The following is a 19950-nucleotide window of genomic DNA, read 5'->3' as shown; positions in this document are numbered from 1 at the left end:
CGCAAGCCATCAACCGCCTGTCGTCGGGCAAGCGTATCAACACCGCAGCCGACGACGCTGCCGGCCTGGCGATCGCCACGACGCAAACCGCCGCCATCAACGCGCTGAACCAAGGCGTGTCGAACGCCAACGATGGTATCTCGATGGTGCAAACCGCTTCGGGCGCCATCTCGTCGACCGTTGCCAACCTGCAGCGTATCCGCCAGCTCGCAGTCGAATCGGGCGACGGCTCGCTCGGCACGGCCGCTCAAGCGAACCTGCAAACGGAAGTGACGACGCGTCTGACGGAAATTAACCGCGTCGAAACGCAAACCACGTTCAACGGCCAAGCTGTGTTGGGTGGCCTCGGCAGCGTGAACTTCCAAATCGGCGCGAACGCGAACCAAACGCTGACGGCGAACTTCGGTGCGACGACGTGGAATACGACCGGCCTGGGCGTGTCGGGCGTGGACATCTCGACGACGTCGGGCGCGCAAAACGCGATCACGGCGATCGACGCAGCGCTCTCGCAAGTGAACAACTTCCAAGCAACGCTGGGTGCAACGCAGAACACCTTCTCGGCCGCGATCTCGAACACGCAAACGGAATCGACGAACCTGTCGGCCGCTCAATCGCAGATCATGGACGCGAACTTCGCGCAAGAAACGGCGAACCTGTCGAAGGCGCAAGTGCTGCAACAAGCCGGTATCTCGGTGCTCGCGCAAGCGAACTCGCTGCCGCAACAAGTGCTCAAGCTCCTCCAGTAAGAGCGTGAGCGGCGAGAGGCGGTTCGCTCTCGCCGCGCGGCCGGGCTCCTTCGGCGCTTGCGCCTCGCAAGAGCCCGGCAACATGAAGAAGACGCAGCGGGAGGCATGCCTCCCGCTACGCATTGGTAGTCGGCCGGTCCCTTTCGTGAGCGGCCTCGTTCTTGATCGATCATCGCGCGGCATCGCAGGGAGCCTGGCATGAGTACCGTACCTTCGAGCAGTTCAATTCTTCAGCAAGCGGCACAGTCCATTCTGAGCGGGGTCACGAACTCGCAGCTCGATGTGAACACGCTTGTCTCGGCGCTCGTGACCGGCGCCACCGCCGCGCAATCGCAGACAATCGCCGTTGCCGTGAACAGCGACAACACGCAGTTGTCCGCGCTCGGTACGCTGCAATCGTCGATGTCCAATTTGCTGAATTCGCTCAGCGGGCTCTCCGACGGCAGCATCTTCTCGCAGCTTTCGGCCACGATGAGCGGCACGGGCATCACGGCCACGACCAGCACCGGCGCCGCCGCGGGCTCGTATTCGGTCAGCGTGCAACAGATCGCTACCGCGAACCAGATTTCGTCTAAAGCCTACGCCGCTAACGCGACGCTCGGCACAGGCAACCTGAACATCACCGTCGGCTCGACCACGATGACGGTCGCGCTCACTTCGTCGAACAACACGCTCTCGGGCATCGCATCGGCGATCAACAGCGCGACGAATAACCCCGGCGTCACGGCCTCCGTCGTCACCGGTACCGACGGCCAACACCTCGTGCTGACCTCGACGCAGACGGGCGCGGCTAACACCGTGACCGTCAGCGCGGACCCGACTGTCGATGCCGGCATGGCCACGGCCAATTTCACTCAGGTGACGGCCGGTCAAGACGCTAAGCTGACAGTCAGCGGAACCGCGGTCGATAGCGCGAGCAACAACGTTACGACCGCGATGTCCGGGGTGACGCTGAGCCTGACGTCGGCCGCCGTCGGCACCACGCAAACGCTGTCCGTCGCAACCAGCACGTCGTCTATCGTGACCGCCGTCGGCAACTTCGCGACGGCCTACAATTCGTGGGTCTCGACGGTGCAATCGCTGAGTTCCTTCAATTCGACCACCAATACCGCAGGCCCGTTGCTCGGCGATGCAATGACGAATTCGGCCGTCAACGGCATCGCGTCGATTATGGCGAGCGGCGTTACCGTGGGCGGTAGCACCTACAGCCTTGCACAACTCGGCGTGAACTTGAACGACGACGGGACGGTCACGTTCTCGTCTTCGACGCTGCAGTCCACGCTCGCGGCAACGCCTTCGATGGTGTCGAACACCTTCAACGGTACGAACGGGATCGGCGAGCAGTTGAGTTCGTTCATCAGCTCGTACACCACCGCGGTGACGGGCCAGATCGCTCAGCGCGATTCGACACTCCAATCGGACTTGACGACGCAGCAGCAAGCGCAACAAAGCCTGTCGGCCTATCAATCTCAGTTGACGTCGCAGTATCAAGCCGAGTTTACGCAGCTCAATACGATCATGTCGCAAACGCAAAGCAACACGACGTATCTGAACCAACTGTTCGGCGGCAACGGTGCGGCCGGTACGATTAACAAGAAGTAGTCAAAGCATAGAAACGGGAGTTCGCCGATATGTCGAACGAATCGCTGACACGCGCCTACGAGCTGACGCGCACGCTCGTCGCCGCACTCGATGCGGGCGATTTCACCTTCGCCGCCGATCTTGCGGAGGAGCGCTCGCCGCTGTTGATGTCGCTCCAGCGCGAGCAAACGGCCGAAGATCTCGCGATCATTCGCGAGATCATGGCGATGAACGAATCGATCGCGGGTAAAGCTTCGGCGGCGCGCGACGCGATTGTGGCGAGTCACACCGATGCACGGCAACGCGTATCCGCGGCCCGTCAGTATCTCTCGACCGGGCAAATTCGCTAAGCGGGCGCCGAGGTGCGCGACGAAATAACGAAGAACAACCGCATGCAGCGAACGCGGTGCGTCACCCTCGAAGCCGCAGCGATGCGGCTTTGTTTTTTGCAGGCGCTCATGCTTGTCTCGCAGCTTGCGTGTGCCGCGGCCGTTATCGTTGTCATCCATGTGGCCTTGTCATACACCGCACAAATTGAGCCCTGATTGACGCGCTTTTCGGGGAACGCACTACCCGCGGGAGCGGGCACACTGTCTACTCGCCACCTTGTGTCCGCAACGGACGCGAGCAGGGCTACATTCAATCGATCGAGATTCGTTCATGCACCCGTCGAGCATTCCCGCCGGCCCCCGGCGCGTCGAAATACGTCAGATCTTCTATTCGGAGGAGACGCGCCAGCAGCTCGATCCCGGCTTCATCCCGCTCGACAACTGCGGCCAGCGGCCGGATTGGCGTGAGTATTGGCCGATGCGCACGTTTCTTCAAAACAACAAGCTCGACGAAAACACGCTATACGGCTTCTTTTCGCCGAAGTTCGGCAAGAAGACGACGCTCGATTCGGCTGCGGTCAATGCGTTTATCGCCACGGTGCCGCGCGACGTCGACGTCATCGGTTTCTCGCCGTTCTTCGATCAAGGAGCGGTGCATCTGAACGTGTTCGATCAGGCGGCCACCAACCACGCGAACAGTTGGCCCGTGTTCGAGCAAGCGGTCGCATTCGTCGCGCCCGGTGTGGATCCGCACAACGCCGTGATGGATTCGCGCCATATGATCTTTTGCAACTACTTCGTCGCGACGCCTCCTTTTTGGCGGCGTTGGTTGGCGGTGAACGAAGTGTTGTTCGCGGTGGCGGAGGCCGGCTCGAGCGGGCTCGCGCAGTTGCTCAACAGTTCGATTCCCTATGGGAACGGATTAGTGCCCGCGAAGGTGTTCGTGCAGGAGCGCATTGTCTCGCTCCTGCTGCTCGGCGAGCGGCATTGGCGCGTGCGGCACTTCGACCCGATGCGCCTGCCGATGTCGGGTTCGATCGTAAGCCCCTATCCGGCCGATCTGCTCGTGCTCGATGCACTGAAGACCGCTGCGATCGAGCAGGGTAGCCAGAACTATTTGAAGATCTTCCAACAAGTGTGCAATACGCTGTTGGAGACCGCGCGGCGGGCCAACGGGATGTAGAACTGCCAATCGGTCCTCACCGGCTTGCTACGCCGTCGAATCGATGCCGGCCCGAACGGACCGGCGTTCGCGATCCATTCCGTACCGACGCGATCGAGCACGATCAAGTCGGCTCGACGCCGCCCGTCTGCTTGCGCCACATCGCATCGAATTGCGCCTCGAGCGTGCGGGCGAATCGATCCGGCCGACATAGCGACGAGTTCGCCATGCGCGTGCGCAATCCGCCGCGCAACGCGGCCAATGCCGGTCGATCGTTCGCGAACGCCACGGCCTTGGCCACATAGTCGTCGTCATCGCGCGCGATCCAATCGCCGAGTTCGACACTCTGAACCACGCTTTCGCACAAGTGTCCGAGAAAACGATCGCCGTGGCGGCATAACACCGGCACCCCCATCCAGAGACTTTCCGCCGTCGTCGTGCCACCCGGGTACGGGAACGGGCTCAACGAAATGTCCACCCGGTTGTAAGCGGCCAAATAGTCTTCTCGCGGCGATGGCCCTTCCATCGAGAGTCGATCGGCGGCGATGCCGTGTGCGGCAAAGCGCGCGATCGTCGCCGTGCGCTGAGCTTCGTCGGCGAGCTGCTGCGCCTTCAGAAACAACCGCGCCCCCGGCACCGCACGCAAGATGCGCGACCAGACGGCCACCACGCCGTCGTTGACCTTCACGAGATCGCTGAAGCAGCCGAACGTCAGTGGGCGACTCGTATCGTTCAATGCCGCTGCGTCCACCGGCACAGCCGGCTCGGGCGGCGTAAAGCACAAGTAACCGTGAGGCAGCCGCCAGGGCCGCTCGATGAAGTGCGCGGCCTCATCGTCAGGCAGCACCCATTGGTCGCCAAGCACATAGTCGATGGCCGAAAGTCCCGTCGATGCGAAGTAGCCGATCCAACTCACCTGGATCGGCGCCGGCTTCCAAGCGAACACCGACAGACGGTTCGCATCGGTGTGCCCCGACATGTCGAACAGAATGTGAATGCCGTCGTTGCGTATCGCCGTCGCGGCGACTTCGTCGCTCAGGCCAACCAGGCTGCGCCACGTGGCGAAGCGCGGCTTCAGCCGTTGCGTGACGGCGTCTTCATACGGACGCGTCGAGTAAGCGACGAGCTGAACGCGCGCAGGGTCCAAATGCGCGAGCACGCTTTCGAGAAAGAACCCGACCGGATGCGTGCGGAAATCCCCGGACACGAAGCCGACACGCAACGGTGCACCGGGCATCCGATTGACGAGCCACTGGGAGAACGGTCGCGCCGTTGCATGCGCCATGCGGCCGAATGCGAGCGCTTCGCTCAAGTACGCGCTCGGCGCAACCTCCTGCCCAAAGCTCAGCGTGAACAGCAGATTGCTCCACGCTTCGCCCCATGTCGGGCGCAGAGCAATCGCTCGACGAAACGCCGCGATCGCCGCCGGGTGTTCGCCGGTCTCGCGCAGGACGATACCGAGGTTCAAAGCAACCTGCGGCTCCTGCGGCAACAAGCGCTGCGCCTGCTCGTAACAAACCGCCGCCTCGGCCAGCCTGCGCTGCGTCTTGAGCGCATTGCCCAGATTGTTGTGCGCTTCACCGAACATCGGCTGCAAAGCGACCGCACGACGACAATGCGCTTCGGCCGTCTCGGCCTCGCCGAGTTCACGCAGCACATTGCCGAGATTGCTGTGCGCTTCGGCAAATTGCGGATCGATCGACACCGCCTGGCGAAAGCTCGCTGCCGCAGCGGCCGGCAGGCGCATCTGCTGCAGCACCACGCCGAGATTGTTGTGCGAGCGGACATGCTTCGGATCGAGCGCGATGGCTTGCTCGTAGCTTTCCACCGCGGCCTCGAGCTTGCCCCAGCCTCGCAGCGCGCTGCCCAAGTTATCGAAGAACATGGCCTGCGGGCTGATTTCGATCGCGCGCCCGATCAAGTCGAGTGCGTCGGCATAGCGTTCCTCCTGCATGGCGATGACGCCGAGCAAGTGCAATGCGTCGGCATGACGCGGCATGCGCGCGAGCGCCGCTTCGTAACGGGTACGCGCCTGCGTCAGACGGCCGCTGCGATGGAGGACGAGGCCGTCCTCCACGAGCGCGAAGGCGCCCTGATCGACCGCGGTCATTGCGTGATCTCCTTGAGCTTCGTTTGCCACATCTGTTCGATCGCCGTCATCCAATGGCCGGCGAAACGCGGTGCATCGGCAAGCGGCGAGCGCAGCACACGTTCGCGCAGCCCCGCGCGCAGCGCCGATAGCGCGGGCAGATTCGCTGCCGCCGCGATCGCGCGCGCAATGTAGTCTTCGGTGTCGGCCGCGATCCAGTCGTGCAATCCAACGCTCTTCACGACCAACTCTCCCAGATGCGAGAGGAAGCGATCGCCCGCACGCGTGAGGACCGGCACCCCCATCCACAGCCCTTCTACACTCGTCGTGCCGCCCGGGTATGGGAACGGATCGAGTGCGAGGTCGACGCGGCCATAGGTGCCGAAATATTGCTCGCGCCCCGATGGTCCTTCGAGCAGCAAGCGCGTTTCATCGATACCTTTCGCCGCGAAGCGCGCGTAGGTTTCGCGCAGAATCGAAGGCTCGCCCAGTTGATGGTTCTTCAACAAAAGCTTCGAACCCGGCACCGCCTGCAAGATGCGCGACCAGACGGCGAGCACGTCGCCGTTGAGCTTCTTGTGGTTGTTCAAGCAGCCGAACGTCACGTACCCGTTCGCGAGCGCGGGCAACGGCGCGACCGTCGCATGCTCGGTCGGCAGCGTGAAGCACAAATAGCAGTCGGGCAAACGCCAGATGCGCTCGGTGTACTGCCCCTCCTCGCCCGGCGGCACCACGTGCGGATCGGCCAGGAGGAAGTCGATTTCGGCAAGACCCGTCGTCGCGAAGTAGCCGAGCCAGCTCGCCTGCACGGGCGCCGGCCGCCACGTGAACATCGGCAGCCGATTGCGTCCCGTGTGCCCCGAGAGGTCGATGAGCACGTCGATGCGATCGTCGTGGATACGCTGCGCGAGCGCGGCATCGTCCATTTCCGCCACGTGGCGCCACAGCGCGAAGCGCGGCTTGATGCGCGCCGTGAGTTCGTCGCTGTGCAACGCGTTCGAATACGCAATCGGCTCGATGCGCGCCCGATCGAGCTGCATCAGCACCGATTCGAAGAAATAGCCGACCGGATGTTTGCGCAGATCCGCCGAAACAAAGCCCACGCGCAACGGACGTCCCGCACGCTGGGCATCCGTCAGCGCCGGCCATTGCGTGTAGGGCGTTGCGCGCGCGCGCATCTTTTCGCCGAAGTAGCGGGCATCCGACAGGTGTGTACTGGCTGCCCCATTCGAAACGTACGATTGCCCGAACAACACACACGTGTGCGATTCGCCGAAATCCGGGTTCAACGCCAGCGCATCGCGATAGCAGGCTAGTGCCGCATCGGGTTCGCCAAGATCGGCGAGGATCGTGCCAAGGTTGTTGTGAAACGACGGCACGTCGCCGCGCAGCTCGATCGCACGACGCGCGAAACCGAGCGCGCGCTCCGGTGCGCCGAGGCGCCGCAACGCGTTCGCGAGGTTGTGACAGGCATCGGCGAAATCGGGCTCGAGTGCAATCGCGCGCTCGTAGCAGGGCACCGCTTCGAGCACGCGGGCCGCGCCGTTCAATGCGTTGCCGAGCGTATTGTGGGCCTGGGCCGATTCGGGCGTGAGTTCGGTCACGCGCCGATAGGCTTCGATCGCCCCATGGATGTCGCCGCAATGCATGAGCACACTGGCAAGCTTGTCGTGAGCGACAGCCAATTGCGGTGCAAGCGTAATCGTTTCGCGCAAACATTCGAGCGCAGCGTCGCCATGGCCCCTCGCTTGAAGGGCGATACCGAGATTCAAATGGGCTTCGGCGAAGCCTGGTGCTGCGCCGATCGCTTTACCGTAGGCCGCGATCGCGGCGTCGAGTTCGCCCATCTCCTTCAGCGCATTGCCGAGATTGTTGTAGGCCTCGGCATAGCCGGGCTTCAATTCCAGCGCGCGGGCGCAGCTCGCGAGCGCGGCAAGCGCATCGCCAGTCTCGCGCAACGCGTTGCCCAGGTTGTTGTGCGCTTGCGCGTAGTCGGGTTCGAGTTCGACCGCCCGACGATAAGCCGCGACGGCATCGCCGAGCTTTCCCGCATCGCGCAGCGCATTGCCGAGATTGTTGTAGTAGATGGGGCTCGCATGCGCGGCAATCGACTCGCGCATTAATGCGATTCCGGCTTCGCTCTGGCCGATCTGGCACGCGAGCAAACCCATGAAATGCAGCGCGTCGGGATGCTTCGGCTGCTTGGCGAGGATGCGCGAATAGAGCGTCTTCGCATCGGCAAGCCGCCCCGCCTGATGATGTGCCAACGCTGTGTTCAACAGCTGAGCGGTGTCTTGCATGGTCGATCCGTTCGTGGAAAAGGGCGGCGCGCCGCTACGTCGTCATGCCGTCGCGCTGCCGCAAGCAACGCGCAACCGGGCAACGCCGTCGCGCCACATGGCTTCGAATGCCGTTTCGAGGTGACGCGCGTAGCGCACGGCGTCGCAAAGCGGCGAAGCGAGCAAGGCCGCGCGCGAGTTCGCGCGCAACGCCGTCAGGCGCGGCACATCGGCGGCGAAGGCGATTGCCTTGGCCACGTACGCTTCGTCGTCCTTGGCGATCCAATCGGCCAATCCGGCGGAATGCAGCATGCTCGCGCAGATGTTCGACAAGAAGCGATCGCCGTGCCGGCACAGTACCGGTACGCCCATCCACAGCCCTTCTACGCTAGTCGTACCGCCGGGATAGGGGAACGGGCTCAGTGCGATGTCGACTCGGTTGTACGCCGCGAAATACTCGGCTCGCGGCGAACGACCCTCTAGAATCAAACGCGACGCATCGATGCCGCGCTTCGCGAACCGTGCGAGCGTGGTTTCGCACGTGGGCGCATCGTCCAGTTGCTTCGCCTTGAGGAATAGACGCGAACCGGGCACCGCGTGCAGAATCCGCGCCCACACGTCGACGACGCTATCGTTCATCTTCATTAGATGATTGAAGCAGCCAAACGTGACATGGCCTTGCGTTATCAGCGGCAGCGGGCCCACGTCGACATGTTCGGCCGGCGGCGTGAAGCACAGGTAGCTATCGGGCAGGCGCCAGAGCCGTTCCGTGTAGTGAACCTGCGCGTCAGGCGGCAGCACGTGCGGATCGCCAAGCAGGTAGTCCATGGCCGGCAACCCCGTGCTCGCGAAGTAGCCGAGCCAGCTTGCCTGCACGGGCGCCGGGCGCCACGCGAACAGTGGCAAGCGGTTGTAGTTCATGTGGCCCGACAGATCGAGCAGCAGGTCGACGCGATCGTCGCGGATGCGCGCGGCGGCTTGTTCGTCGTTCAATGAAGCGAGCGGCGTCCAGGCCGAGAAGTATGGCTTGATCCGTGCCGTCAATGCGTCTTCGAACCGGCGCGTGGGGTAGGCCACGAGTTCGATCCGGCTGCGATCGATGTGCGCGAGGATGCTTTCGAGAAAATGGCCCGTGGGATGGACCTTCAAATCGCCCGAGACCAGGCCGATTCGCAGCGGGCCCCTGCGTTGCGGCTCGGTCGACACGTGCCAAGTGCGCCACGGCTTCGCGCCCGCGGTCGCGATTCGGCCGTATTCTGCCGCCTCGGACAGATAGGCAGCCTGATCCAGGTTCTCGCGATAACTGAGAATGAACAGCAGGTTGCTGCGCGCGTCCAGTAGGTTGGGCTTCAGCGCGATTGCGTGGCGATAGGCCGCGATCGCCGCGTCGAGATCGCCTAGATCGACAAGGACATTGGCCAAGTTGTTGTGCGCTTCGGCGTAGTCGGGCTGCAACGCGATCACCGTCGTGTAGCACGCCACGGCCTGCGTGAATTGCCCTTCCTCGCGCAGCAGATTGCCCAAGTTGTTGTGCGGATGCACGTAGTCGGGTTTGAGCGCGATCGCCTGCCTGAAGCTTTCCATCGCCGCCGCACGCATGCCGCGGGCCGCGAGCGCGTTGCCGAGGTTGCCGTAGAAGATCTCGCTCTCACGGTACGTCAGCGCAAGCATGATGAGTTCGCTCGCCTGCGTGTAATCGCCGCGGTGATAGGCAACGAGGCCGAGCAAGTGCAATGCGTCTGCGTGGTGCGGCTCCGCAGCGAGGATCTGGCGATAGATCGCCTCCGCCTCGGCGAAGCGGCCGGCTTGTTGGTGAGACAGGCCCAATTCGATGGGCGGCGAGGATGTCGCGGGGACGGCCGCAGCCGATACGCTCGACCCAGCCGATGCGACGGCCTGGCTGTCGTCCGGCCGACGCCCGGCAATCTGCGGCGGTGTCACGAAGCGCACCCCGCTGTGTGCAGGCGGAGCCTGCACGACACCCGGCGACATGCCGGACAAAGGCTGCCCGCGCTCGCCTTGCTTCAACTGCTCGACCGGGTTCGTGAACAGCCGGCCCGGCATGGATCCACGCTCACTCGCCATACTTGCGCAAATATCGTTCGTAACCGGCGCGCCACGGCGGCGTGTTGAACGCGCCCGAGCTTTCATGCACGACGCTGATCGGCCAGGTGCCCATCTTCAGGCCCTTGAGCTCCGATTGGCGGCAGAAATCCATATCGTAGAAGTGGAAATCGAACTGCTCGTCGAAACGTACGCCGCGCTCGATCAGGCGCGCGCTGTCCGCCACGAGCATGAGCCCATCGAGCAACTTGCACTCGACGCCGGCCGGCCCGAAGTACGAGACGCCTTCGCTCGCCACGCCCGAGCCGTGTCCGACGCAGCCGCTCAGGTATTCGGGGGTGTCCCAGGCGAACTGCGGCGTCGCGAACGCCCAGGCCGGCTGGTGCGGCGAGCGGCGGCGATTGCCCGCCAGGCCGAGCACGTCGAACTGCCGCAGCCCCTCGCGGATACGCTCAATCCAGAAGAAATCGGTGATCGAAACGTCGTCGTGCACGAACACGAGAATGGCCGGGTTGCTCGCGGCCTGCTCGATCGCGGCGTTGTAGAGCGTCGGCAGACCCGTCGTATTGTTGTCGAACAGCAGTAGCTCGGGTGCATTCGCCTTGTGCATCACGGCCAGCGAGCGGCCGAGTGCGGTTTCGCGCAGGAATGTGTCTTGCGAATGGCGCGTGGCGCAGACGAGGCGGACCGGCTTGGCGGCCAGATCCTCCGAATCCCGGCCAAGCCGCGCCGGCGAAACGACGATCGATTCCGATCCGGTCGCGCATCCCGCAATCGCCGCAGCGCGCGGCGCACTGCTCTTCGTAAAGAAGAAGAACGGTTCGCGCACGTTGCATCCGACCGTGTCGGCGTCCAGCTTGCCCAGCACACTGGCGTGGGGAAGCAGCTCGCCGCTAAACCCGGCCGCATGAAAATGCTCGGCGATATCGGCGCCGAAGAAGCGCACGTGGTCGGATTGACCGAAGTAGCGCGTCGCGAACGGCTCGCTCGGCGCTTTGTTCAATTCGAACGTGTATTTGAGTACCGGCGAGTAGGGCGTTTGCGCAATTAAATGCCCACCCTTTTTCAAGCATCGATTGAATTGGGCCAGCGCCGCATGAGGCTGCGCGACGTGTTCGAGCACGTGATTGCAAATGATCAGGTCGAAATAGTCGTCGGCGAACTCGAGCGCTTCCACGTCGATCTTTCGATGCGCCGGCGAGCGTGGGTAAAGGTCTCCGCCGATGTATTCGAGCGGCCCCAGCCTGCGGATCCGCTGTTCGATATTCGGTTCCGGGGCAATATGCAGAATCCGCATCGCCGGTGCCTGCTCCAGTACGCCAGTGAACGCGATGTAGAGCCAAAGATGCCGATCGCGATCGTTGCTGTAGCAATGCGGGCACGAGTGTCGTTCGAGTGTCGATCCGACCGATTCGATCTGTTCGAGGAATTCGAGATCGACAGGGTGAGGAAACGGCAGCCATTGGTCGACCGGTTTCTCGCAGACGACACACACGTTCTGCTGAACGGTCGAACGCACCGGCGCTGCTGCGGCTGCGCTCGCGGCGCTGCGCTGTGCGAGCCGGGCTGCTACGGCGCTACGCGCGTATTCGAGGTTGGCTCGATAATTCGGCGAACTGAGCACCTCGCTCGGAGCCCGCTCGAAGAGTTCAGGCAAGGTGGTGAGGAGCCGCTTGATTTCCGGCAACTCGGCTCGATCCGCTCCACCTCCGGCGAAGGCTGTGTACAGCGCGACCAAGCGTTGCCCCGCGTCGGCAAGCTCCGCCTTGGAGAAATGCCCTGCCGCCGCTTCGGCACGCACCATGAGTTCCCACTCGTACAGGCCCGCGCTGAAGTTGGCACTGCGAGTGTTGGATTGTTGCGCGCTGTGACGACGAAAAGCGCTGAGGTAGCCGCCTACCGCCACGAGCGGCGCTCGCTCCGATAGGTTCAGGTACATCGCGACATCGCTGAGAAAGTCCAGCTTGAACGAGCGATAGTCGAGCGCCGCCATTCCGTCGACGCCCTCGCGCCGAAGCATCACGTTCGTCGGCTCGCCGATGAAATTGTCGAGTCGCCCCACCATGTTGCGAACCAGCGTGCCGCGATCGACGAGTGCGCGTTGCCCCGGGTCGAGCAGCGGCGCCGGTGTCGAGATGACCTCGTCGTTCTCATCGATGACCACGCGCTCATGAAACGCGAGGGCAGACTGCGGAAAGGCCTCGAGGGCAGAAACGAGCGCCTCGACGGATTCCGGCATCAACACGTCGTCGTCGTAGAGCCATTTGACGAACACGCCCGTGGCCAGCTCCCACAGACGTTGCGAGTTGCGAAGGCCGCTCTGGAAACCGTGGTGGAAGTAGCGGATGCGCGGGTCCTTCTGCCGCGCGACGATAGGGGCGAGCGCGCCGTCGGCGGTATCGTCACCGACCAGAATTTCGATGTCCGCGAACGTTTGTTGGCGTGCGCTCACCAGCGCCCTACTCAGATATTCGGGTTTGTAGGCCGGGATGAGAATGCTGACGATTGCCATTGATGCGAATCCTTCTGTAGTCCGTGCGAGTCCGGTATGCAAGATGGCAAACCAACGGTCCCGCGCCACGCACCCACACGCGGCGGGCACTTTTTCGATTGCACCCAGCTTACCGACCCCCGTTGCGGTTCGATTTGCTGAACAGGGACGGTTTTACGGCTCAATTTCTGCTTCTCCCCCTAGCATTCGCCCGAAATGGTACGGATTCCGCCCCCTGATCGACAGATAGGACCACGGGTGGCGCGGCTAGACTTCATGCCATATGGTCGCAAGCCGCGCCCGCGCTGCGCCGATCCTGAATGCGCCTAGGTATGGACCCCATGGACAAACTGATCCCCGTTACCCAACCCTACTTGCCGCCGTTGGAGGAGTTCGTTCCGTATCTGGAGGCGATCTGGGACAGCAAGACGGTCACGAACGGGGGCAAATTCCATGCGCAGCTCGAACGCGAGCTGTGCCACTACCTGGGCGTCGAGTTCCTTTCACTTTTCTCGAACGGTACACTCGCGCTCATCACGGCGTTGCAGGCGATGAAGATTACGGGCGAGGTGATCACCACGCCGTTCAGCTTCGTCGCGACCACGCACGCCCTGCACTGGAACGGTATTCGACCTGTCTTTGTCGATATCGATCCCGTGACGATGAATCTCGATCCGAAGAAGATCGAAGCCGCCATCACGCCGCAAACCACCGCTATCCTGCCCGTCCACGTCTACGGCTCGCCCTGCGAGGTGGAGGAGATCGAGCGGATTGCCGATACCTATGGCCTGCGCGTCTTGTATGACGCCGCGCATGCATTCGGCGTGCGCAAGCACGGCCGCTCGGTGCTCGAATTCGGCGATATGTCGGTCTTGAGCTTTCACGGCACCAAGATCTTCAATACGTTCGAAGGCGGCGCAATCATCAGTCACGATGCGAAGACGAAACGCCGCATCGATCAATTGAAGAATTTCGGTTTCGTCGATGAAGTGACGGTCGTTGCGCCCGGCATCAACGGGAAGATGAACGAAGTGCAAGCTGCGTTCGGGCTGCTCCAGCTGCAGCACATGGAGAAGATCCAAAGGGAGCGCGCACGGGTGGACGAGCGCTACCGCGCGGCCCTCGCCGATATCAAAGGATTGATGCTTCCGCCGACGCTCGAAGGGTGCACGCGCAACCACTCGTATTTTCCGGTTCGCGTCACACGCGAGTTTCCGATTGGCCGCGATGCGCTGTACAACGAACTGCGTGCGCACAATATCGCGGCGCGGCGTTATTTCTACCCGCTCATCAGCGAATTTCCGACCTATCGCGGGTTGCCGTCCTCGGGCCGTGCGAACCTCCCCGTGGCGAGCGAAATTTCGGAGCAGGTGCTGTGTCTGCCGATCTACCCGGCGCTTACGCCGCAGGAGCAGGATCGCGTCATCGACCTCGTCATGACCACTGCAGGATTGCAGCAGTATGCAAGCTGAACGCCGGCTGGCGATCATGCAGCCTTACTTCTTTCCCTACATCGGCTATTTCCAGCTGATGGCGAAAGTCGATGCATTCGTCGTCTTCGACGACGTCAACTTCATCAATAAAGGCTGGATCAATCGCAATCGAATCAATGTCGGCGGTGCGGCGCATATGGTCACCGTGCCGCTTCAGCAAGCGAGTCAAAACCGGCTGATCTGCGAGATTGAACTCGACGTCACGTCGAACTGGCGCGACAAGATGCTCAAGACGATCGAGCAAAGCTATGTCCGCGCGCCGCAATTTCAGAAGGTGTTTCCGCTGATCGAGCGCATCGTTCGTCATCCCGCTACAAATCTGGCCGATTACCTGCTCCATAGTCTGACGGTGTTGCGCGACGCCCTCCATCTGCCGACGGCCCTCATCGCCACCTCCCGCGGTTATGGGAACGATGCGTTGAAAGGGCAGGAGCGGATCATCGATATCTGCCTGAAGGAGCGCACGCGCGTCTACGTCAATGCCATCGGCGGCATGGAACTGTATGCGCGCAGTGAATTCGCGGACAAAGGGCTCGAACTGAAATTCTTGCAGCCGACACTCGCCCCCTATGCATGCGGCAAGCTTGCCCATGTGCCGGGACTCTCGATCATCGACGTGCTGATGTGGAACGATCCAGCGATTGTCGATGACATGCTTCATAGCGCCACATTGTCATGACCTCTGGTTACCACTCCCTTATCCGTCATTACGAGGATTGCCTCGCCCGTCATGGCGATACGCACCGCGGGGTCGATTGGCCGAACGCCGCCGACGCCGCGAAGCGCTATCGCGTCATGCTCGACGTGATCAAACCGGGCCACGGAGAATGCACGCTCCTCGATTTCGGCTGCGGCGCATCGCATTTGTATCAATACATGCTCGATGCGGGCGTCTCAGGCATTCGATACGCCGGCCTCGATGCCTCGCCGGCCTTCTGCGAACTCTCGCGCGGCAAGTATCCGCACAACGAATACACCTGCCTCGATGTGCTGAAGCAGCCGGAGCAGCTCGGCGAGTTCGACTACGTCGTCATGAACGGCGTCTTCACCGAAAAACGGGAGATGTCCTACGATGCGATGTGGGATTACTTTCGCGGGATGCTGCGCGTGGTATTCGGCAAGGCACGCCGGGGGATCGCGTTCAATGTGATGTCGAAAGAGGTCGATTGGGAGCGAGACGACCTCTTCCATGTTCCGCTCACCGAGTTGACGCATTTTCTCGCTCGGGAACTCTCGCGCCATTACGTCGTGCGGCACGACTACGGACTGTACGAATACACGACGTACGTCTACAAGGAGTCCAACTGATGGCAAACGTCGTCATCTTCGGCATTCAAGACTACGCCGAACTCGCCCACTACTATCTAGAGCACGACTCGCCGCATCGAGTCGTGGCATTTTGCGTGAATCGCGACTATCTGCCCGAGGGCGGTACCTTCAGGGGCCTCCCCGTCGTCGCGTTCGAAGATGTGATCGAATCGCATCCGCCGTCGGGCTTCAGTTTTTTTGCGCCGATGTCGCCCAAGCATATGAATCGCGACCGCGAGCGCGTGTATCTCGAAATCAAGGCACGCGGTTACGAACTCATTAGCTATGTCAGTTCGAAGGCGACGCGGTTCGATAACCCGATCGGCGACAACTGTTTCATTCTCGAAGACAACACGCTGCAACCCTTCACGTCGATCGGCAACAACGTCGTCCTGTGGAGCGGCAATCATATCGGCCACCACGGCCGCGTCGAAGATCATGTCACGATCACGTCGCATGTCGTGATGTCCGGCCATTGCACGATCGGGGCTTACAGCTTTTTGGGCGTCAATGCGACCTTGCGCGACGGCATCAAGATCGGCGAAGGTTCGTTCATTGCCATGGCCGCCGCGATCACGAAAAATACCGAGCCGTGGTCGGTCTATAAAGGCACGCCCGCGACGAAGCTCGCAATGTCGAGCACGGATTTGAAGCTGTAGGGCGCGTGACATGAATGACATCCGTTGGGAGAAGCGCGGGCTCGTCTACACCGTGGACGAGCGGCTGCCGTGGGCGAAATCGCATGCGCAAATTCCCACGGTGGCGGGTTCCAGAAACGGCGTGCTTCAGATTCTGTTCAGCAGCCGCGACGCGAGCAACCGCAGTTCGATCGCTTCGCTCGATGTCGCGGCCGACAACCCCGGCAACGTGCTGCACATCGAACGATCGCCACTGATGCCGCTCGGCAAGCTCGGCACGTTCGACGATTGCGGCATGATGCCGTCGTCGGTAGTGGAGCACGATGGCGTTCGATATCTGTATTACATCGGTTGGAACGTTCGCAATACGATCCCGTACCACAACTCGGTGGGGCTCGCGATCAGCGAGGACAGCGGGCGCACATACAAGCGTCTGTTCGAAGGGCCGGTCATGGACCGCACCGCCGAAGAGCCTTACTTTTGCGGCACCACGTGCGTACGCATAGAAAACGGCATCTGGCGTAACTGGTATTTGTCGTGCACCGGATGGATGCAAGTGGACGGCAAGCCCGAGCCGCGCTATCACTTGAAGTACGCCGAGTCGCGCGATGGCATTCGCTGGACGCGCGAGGGCATCGTCGCGATCGATTACGCGAACGATACCGAGGGCGGATTGGTTAGGGCGTCGATTTATCACGATGGCAAGCGCTATCGCATGTGGTATTGCCGTCGCAGCTACAGCGGGTACCGCGAAAACAGTGCCGGCAGCTATCGGATGGGCTACGCCGAGTCGAACGACGGCCTGGTGTGGCAGCGGCTAGACGAACGCGCCGGGCTCGACGTATCGGAAACGGGTTGGGATTCATTCATGGTGGCCTATCCCGAAATCGCCGAGGTCGGCGGGCGGCTGTATTGCTTTTATAACGGCAACGGATTCGGTGCGAGCGGCTTCGGCTACGCCGAAGCGGTTCGCGATTTTCAGGGGTAGGAATCGAGATGCAATCGATGCGTATCGTCGACGGCAATTTTAAGCGGCTGGGCTATGTCGTCCTCGCGTGCGAGCCCGTGCAAGCGCGGATGCGTGCGATCAAGGCACGCTTCGAGCAACGCTTTCTCGGGCAGTTCAGTACGGATCCCGTTCGCAATCGCAACATCGTCAAGCTGCTGGCTGAAGATATCGGCGTCAAACGATTTTTCTGCTCGGAAGAACTTGTCGGGGCGCTGCACGCGCATCTCGGCATCGCCGAACCAGTTCAGACGGGCCCGATCGTGACGCACTACACGGCAAGCGATCTGACCGGCAACAACTATGGTCTGCCCTATCATCAGGACTGGCCCAGTATGGGCACGTCGAGCAAAGGCGTGATCGCCTGGACCTCGATCGGCGATATCGGCCGCAAAGGCCCGGGGCTTCGTATCGTACCGGGCAGTCAATCGCGCGGGTTGTGGCCCGGTAAGCAGACGGACGCAGGCTACGTGCTCGACGATCAGGACATTGCAAATGCACTCGACGTGGAAGTCGAAGCCGGGCAAATCCTATTGATGTCGCCGTATCTAGTCCATAAAACGCGCACATCGGCGCAGGCGGGTTGGAAACTCTCGCTCTCCTGCCGCTTCGACGATTTCGCCTGCGAAGCGTGGAATCGACGCAACTTCGTCAGCGCTTATAAAACGGCCGTCGACCGAAACACCTACTTAGTCTGACGCGACGGAGTCGATCGACTCGATTGAGGCAACACGCGGAACCGAAACAATAACGCGCTGGATCGGCCCAGCGAGAGCAGAGCGATCGTTCCGCCGCCGCCCCGCTCTATCGGCTAAAGACACAGTTCCAAAGCCCTGCATAATTCTGCACCGGGTGTTGGCTGGCCAATTCGAAGCCGAGGCTTCGCAGCGTACCGGCGTGCCGATCGAGCGTCGCATCTTCGAGTTCGATGAAGATTTCCTTGCACCGGCGCAGCGATTCGCTGGCACCCGCGAGCACCGGCGCCTCATGCCCGTCGACGTCGATCTTGACGTACTCGGGCTGCGGCAAGCCCATTTGCTCACGCCAACGATCGAAGTGAACGAGCGCAATGGGGTGGACGTGCTGAGGCGAAAAATTGTCGCCGGACACGGCAGTGGGCGAGCCGACGATCTTTTCGTGCGCACCGAGTTCCATCTTATGGATGAAGAGCTTATCGATGCCGAAGCGATCCGAAGCCGCTACGTTGAAGGCGGCTATATCGACGTCCTCGGCGCGATTGAGGAACGCATTCCACGAAAGCAGGAAGTAGTTGGACGGATCGGGCTCGACCGCTGTGACTTTTAGACCGCGCTTCGCCGCATAAAGCGCGAATATGCCGTTGCTCGCACCGAAGTCATAGTAAGCCGCCCCCGGGGGAAGGCGATCGATCCAATCGAGCAGTTCGGGTTCGATGTGTTCCAGTCCCGCCGCCATCCACAACAGCCGCTTGCTGGGCGCAAGCCAACGCAACGAGAGGCCGCGGACGTGGCTCTCGTAGGTGTGATCGTTCAGATCGAAAGCCTGTGCACGTGCAAGCGCATCCTCGCTGACCAGGGTTTCGATAGGGACAAACTTCCAGGTGTTCATTGCCGGCCTTGTTGGGTTGCGGGCGCAGGTGCGACAGGGACGAGCGCTTCATCGCACTGCGTCGCCGCATGCGCGGTCTTTCCGATGTTGCAAGACTAGCCGTTGCCCGGCCGGGACAATCGTTTGAAAAGACCGGCAATTGGGCGCTAATTGTGCGTTTGCGCGGCGAGACCGAGGCCAAGAGCGCCCATCGTTCGGCGAAATTGGCCCGCATTCCCCCTCTTGATCGATCGATACCCCACCTCGGGTCGACGCTAGACTTGCGCGGATATGGCACAACTACGCGCGCCGTCGCACCTGGGCGCGAGAACGGCCGGAATCGAGCAGACGAGAACACGCCCCATGACACAGGAATCCATCGCACTTCATCTGAGCGCATTGGCCGACGAAGGCTATACGGTCATTCGCGCAGGTATCGCACCAGGCGAGATCGACGCCATCGTGTCGCGCATGCGGCAGATCCATGCCGCTCGCAAGCCGGCCGACGACACCGAGCAACCTTTCTTGAATCGGGGCCACGACACCCTGTACAACCTTCAGCGCGAAGACCTGAGCTTCATCCGCGCCTTCACGGGCAACGAGCAGGTCATGGCGGTCGTGCGCAGCTTGCTGAACGACGCCTGGTACAAGCAGATCGCATCGGAGCGTCCGAATTTCATCCTGCGTGCGCTGGCTGGGCGCAGTAGCGGCGAACGGGCGATGCCGCTGCATATCGATTCGTTCGTCCCCAGCAGCGGCACGCTTTGTATTGCGTGCCAGGTCGCGCTCGTGCTCGAGGATCAGACGCCCCAACGCGGATGCACGATCGTTGTGCCACGCTCGCATCTCTCGGATCGGTACGCCGATCAGTCGGCGATGGCGCAAGCGGTGCCTATCGAGACGCGGGCCGGCGATATTGTGATTTGGGACAGCCGCCTGTGGCACGGGGCATTGGGCAATACGACCGGTGCTAGCCGCTGGTCGCTCATCGCGACATTCGTGCGCTGGTGGATCAAGCAAAACTTCGATATCACGGGGACGCTGCCTGAAAGCATCTATCGACAGCTGACCGATGACGAAAAGGCTGTGCTCGGCTACTGTTCGCTACCGCCGCGCGACGAGCACGAGCGCACCGATATGAAAACCGGACATGGTCAGTTGAAGCCGACGGTCGCAGCTTACCGCCGGTGATGAGCGA

Annotated in this window: 16 protein-coding genes; 11 read left to right on the top strand and 5 right to left on the bottom strand. The window is 61.9% G+C overall.

All coding sequences use genetic code 11. The annotated features are described in order from the left end of the window. The 4 genes from ACTHN9_RS18535 to ACTHN9_RS18520 all read left to right on the top strand — a co-directional run. On the top strand, nucleotides 1-746 hold a 746-nt coding region (locus ACTHN9_RS18535; protein WP_440538230.1), incomplete at its 5' end, for a flagellin N-terminal helical domain-containing protein. A 198-nt stretch (nucleotides 747-944) separates the two neighbouring features. Further along, the gene (gene fliD, locus ACTHN9_RS18530; RefSeq protein ID WP_440538229.1) at nucleotides 945-2348 is read left to right on the top strand and encodes a flagellar filament capping protein FliD; all 1404 of its coding nucleotides are present in this window, start codon (nucleotides 945-947) and stop codon (nucleotides 2346-2348) included. 29 nt (nucleotides 2349-2377) lie between these two features. Then, a complete protein-coding gene (locus ACTHN9_RS18525) occupies nucleotides 2378-2677 on the top strand; it encodes a flagellar protein FliT (protein ID WP_440538228.1) in 300 nt (99 codons plus the stop codon). Nucleotides 2678-2987: 310 nt separating this feature from the next. Continuing rightward, the gene (locus tag ACTHN9_RS18520) at nucleotides 2988-3839 is read left to right on the top strand and encodes a hypothetical protein (RefSeq protein WP_440538227.1); all 852 of its coding nucleotides are present in this window, start codon (nucleotides 2988-2990) and stop codon (nucleotides 3837-3839) included. 103 nt (nucleotides 3840-3942) lie between these two features. On the opposite strand, the gene ACTHN9_RS18515 is transcribed toward ACTHN9_RS18520, so the two are convergent. The 4 genes from ACTHN9_RS18515 to ACTHN9_RS18500 are packed head-to-tail and all read right to left on the bottom strand — an operon-like array spanning nucleotide 3943 to nucleotide 12762. Further along, complete coding sequence (locus ACTHN9_RS18515) at nucleotides 3943-5928, bottom strand: O-linked N-acetylglucosamine transferase, SPINDLY family protein (protein WP_440538226.1); 1986 nt, start codon at nucleotides 5926-5928, stop codon at nucleotides 3943-3945. Continuing rightward, nucleotides 5925-8207, bottom strand: a complete 2283-nt coding sequence (locus ACTHN9_RS18510; RefSeq protein WP_440538225.1) for a tetratricopeptide repeat protein — start codon at nucleotides 8205-8207, stop codon at nucleotides 5925-5927. The genes ACTHN9_RS18515 and ACTHN9_RS18510 overlap by 4 nt, the downstream gene beginning before the upstream one ends. A 42-nt stretch (nucleotides 8208-8249) precedes the next feature. After that, a complete protein-coding gene (locus ACTHN9_RS18505; protein WP_440538224.1) occupies nucleotides 8250-10250 on the bottom strand; it encodes an O-linked N-acetylglucosamine transferase, SPINDLY family protein in 2001 nt (666 codons plus the stop codon). Nucleotides 10251-10260: 10 nt separating this feature from the next. Next, nucleotides 10261-12762: a glycosyltransferase gene (locus tag ACTHN9_RS18500; RefSeq protein ID WP_440538223.1), complete on the bottom strand. Its 2502-nt coding sequence runs from the start codon at nucleotides 12760-12762 to the stop codon at nucleotides 10261-10263. A 320-nt stretch (nucleotides 12763-13082) separates the two neighbouring features. Here ACTHN9_RS18500 and ACTHN9_RS18495 point away from each other — a divergent pair, with 320 nt between their 5' ends. Genes ACTHN9_RS18495 through ACTHN9_RS18470 form a run of 6 tightly spaced genes read left to right on the top strand, consistent with a single transcriptional unit; the run spans nucleotide 13083 to nucleotide 17884 of the window. Then, nucleotides 13083-14213 carry a DegT/DnrJ/EryC1/StrS family aminotransferase gene (locus ACTHN9_RS18495; protein WP_440538222.1) on the top strand — a complete coding sequence of 377 codons (1131 nt, stop codon included), beginning with the start codon at nucleotides 13083-13085 and terminating at the stop codon, nucleotides 14211-14213. Beyond that, on the top strand, nucleotides 14203-14913 hold the full coding sequence (locus ACTHN9_RS18490; RefSeq protein WP_440538221.1) for a WbqC family protein: 711 nt from the start codon (nucleotides 14203-14205) through the stop codon (nucleotides 14911-14913). Before ACTHN9_RS18495 ends, ACTHN9_RS18490 begins: the two co-directional genes overlap by 11 nt. Beyond that, complete coding sequence (locus ACTHN9_RS18485; RefSeq protein ID WP_440538220.1) at nucleotides 14910-15542, top strand: class I SAM-dependent methyltransferase; 633 nt, start codon at nucleotides 14910-14912, stop codon at nucleotides 15540-15542. Before ACTHN9_RS18490 ends, ACTHN9_RS18485 begins: the two co-directional genes overlap by 4 nt. Beyond that, nucleotides 15542-16201 carry an acetyltransferase gene (locus ACTHN9_RS18480; RefSeq protein WP_440538219.1) on the top strand — a complete coding sequence of 220 codons (660 nt, stop codon included), beginning with the start codon at nucleotides 15542-15544 and terminating at the stop codon, nucleotides 16199-16201. The genes ACTHN9_RS18485 and ACTHN9_RS18480 overlap by 1 nt, the downstream gene beginning before the upstream one ends. Before the next feature lie 10 nt (nucleotides 16202-16211). Next, on the top strand, nucleotides 16212-17168 hold the full coding sequence (locus ACTHN9_RS18475) for a hypothetical protein (protein ID WP_440538218.1): 957 nt from the start codon (nucleotides 16212-16214) through the stop codon (nucleotides 17166-17168). A gap of 8 nt (nucleotides 17169-17176) precedes the next feature. After that, complete coding sequence (locus tag ACTHN9_RS18470; RefSeq protein ID WP_440538217.1) at nucleotides 17177-17884, top strand: phytanoyl-CoA dioxygenase family protein; 708 nt, start codon at nucleotides 17177-17179, stop codon at nucleotides 17882-17884. 106 nt (nucleotides 17885-17990) lie between these two features. Here ACTHN9_RS18470 and ACTHN9_RS18465 read toward each other — a convergent pair whose 3' ends face one another. Beyond that, entirely contained in the window at nucleotides 17991-18773 is a 783-nt protein-coding gene (locus ACTHN9_RS18465) for an FkbM family methyltransferase (RefSeq protein WP_440538216.1), read from the bottom strand. A 342-nt stretch (nucleotides 18774-19115) separates the two neighbouring features. On the opposite strand from ACTHN9_RS18465, the gene ACTHN9_RS18460 reads away from it, so the two are divergent. Beyond that, nucleotides 19116-19943 (top strand): phytanoyl-CoA dioxygenase family protein, encoded by an 828-nt coding sequence (locus ACTHN9_RS18460; protein ID WP_440538215.1) that lies wholly within the window; start codon nucleotides 19116-19118, stop codon nucleotides 19941-19943. The last annotated feature ends 7 nt before the right edge of the window (nucleotides 19944-19950 follow it).

Origin of the sequence: Trinickia sp., assembly GCF_051953405.1 — a bacterium.
Taxonomy (GTDB): Bacteria; Pseudomonadota; Gammaproteobacteria; order Burkholderiales; family Burkholderiaceae; genus Trinickia.
Note: the sequence above shows the minus strand (reverse complement) of the source record. Positions and strands in the feature narration are given on the sequence as shown.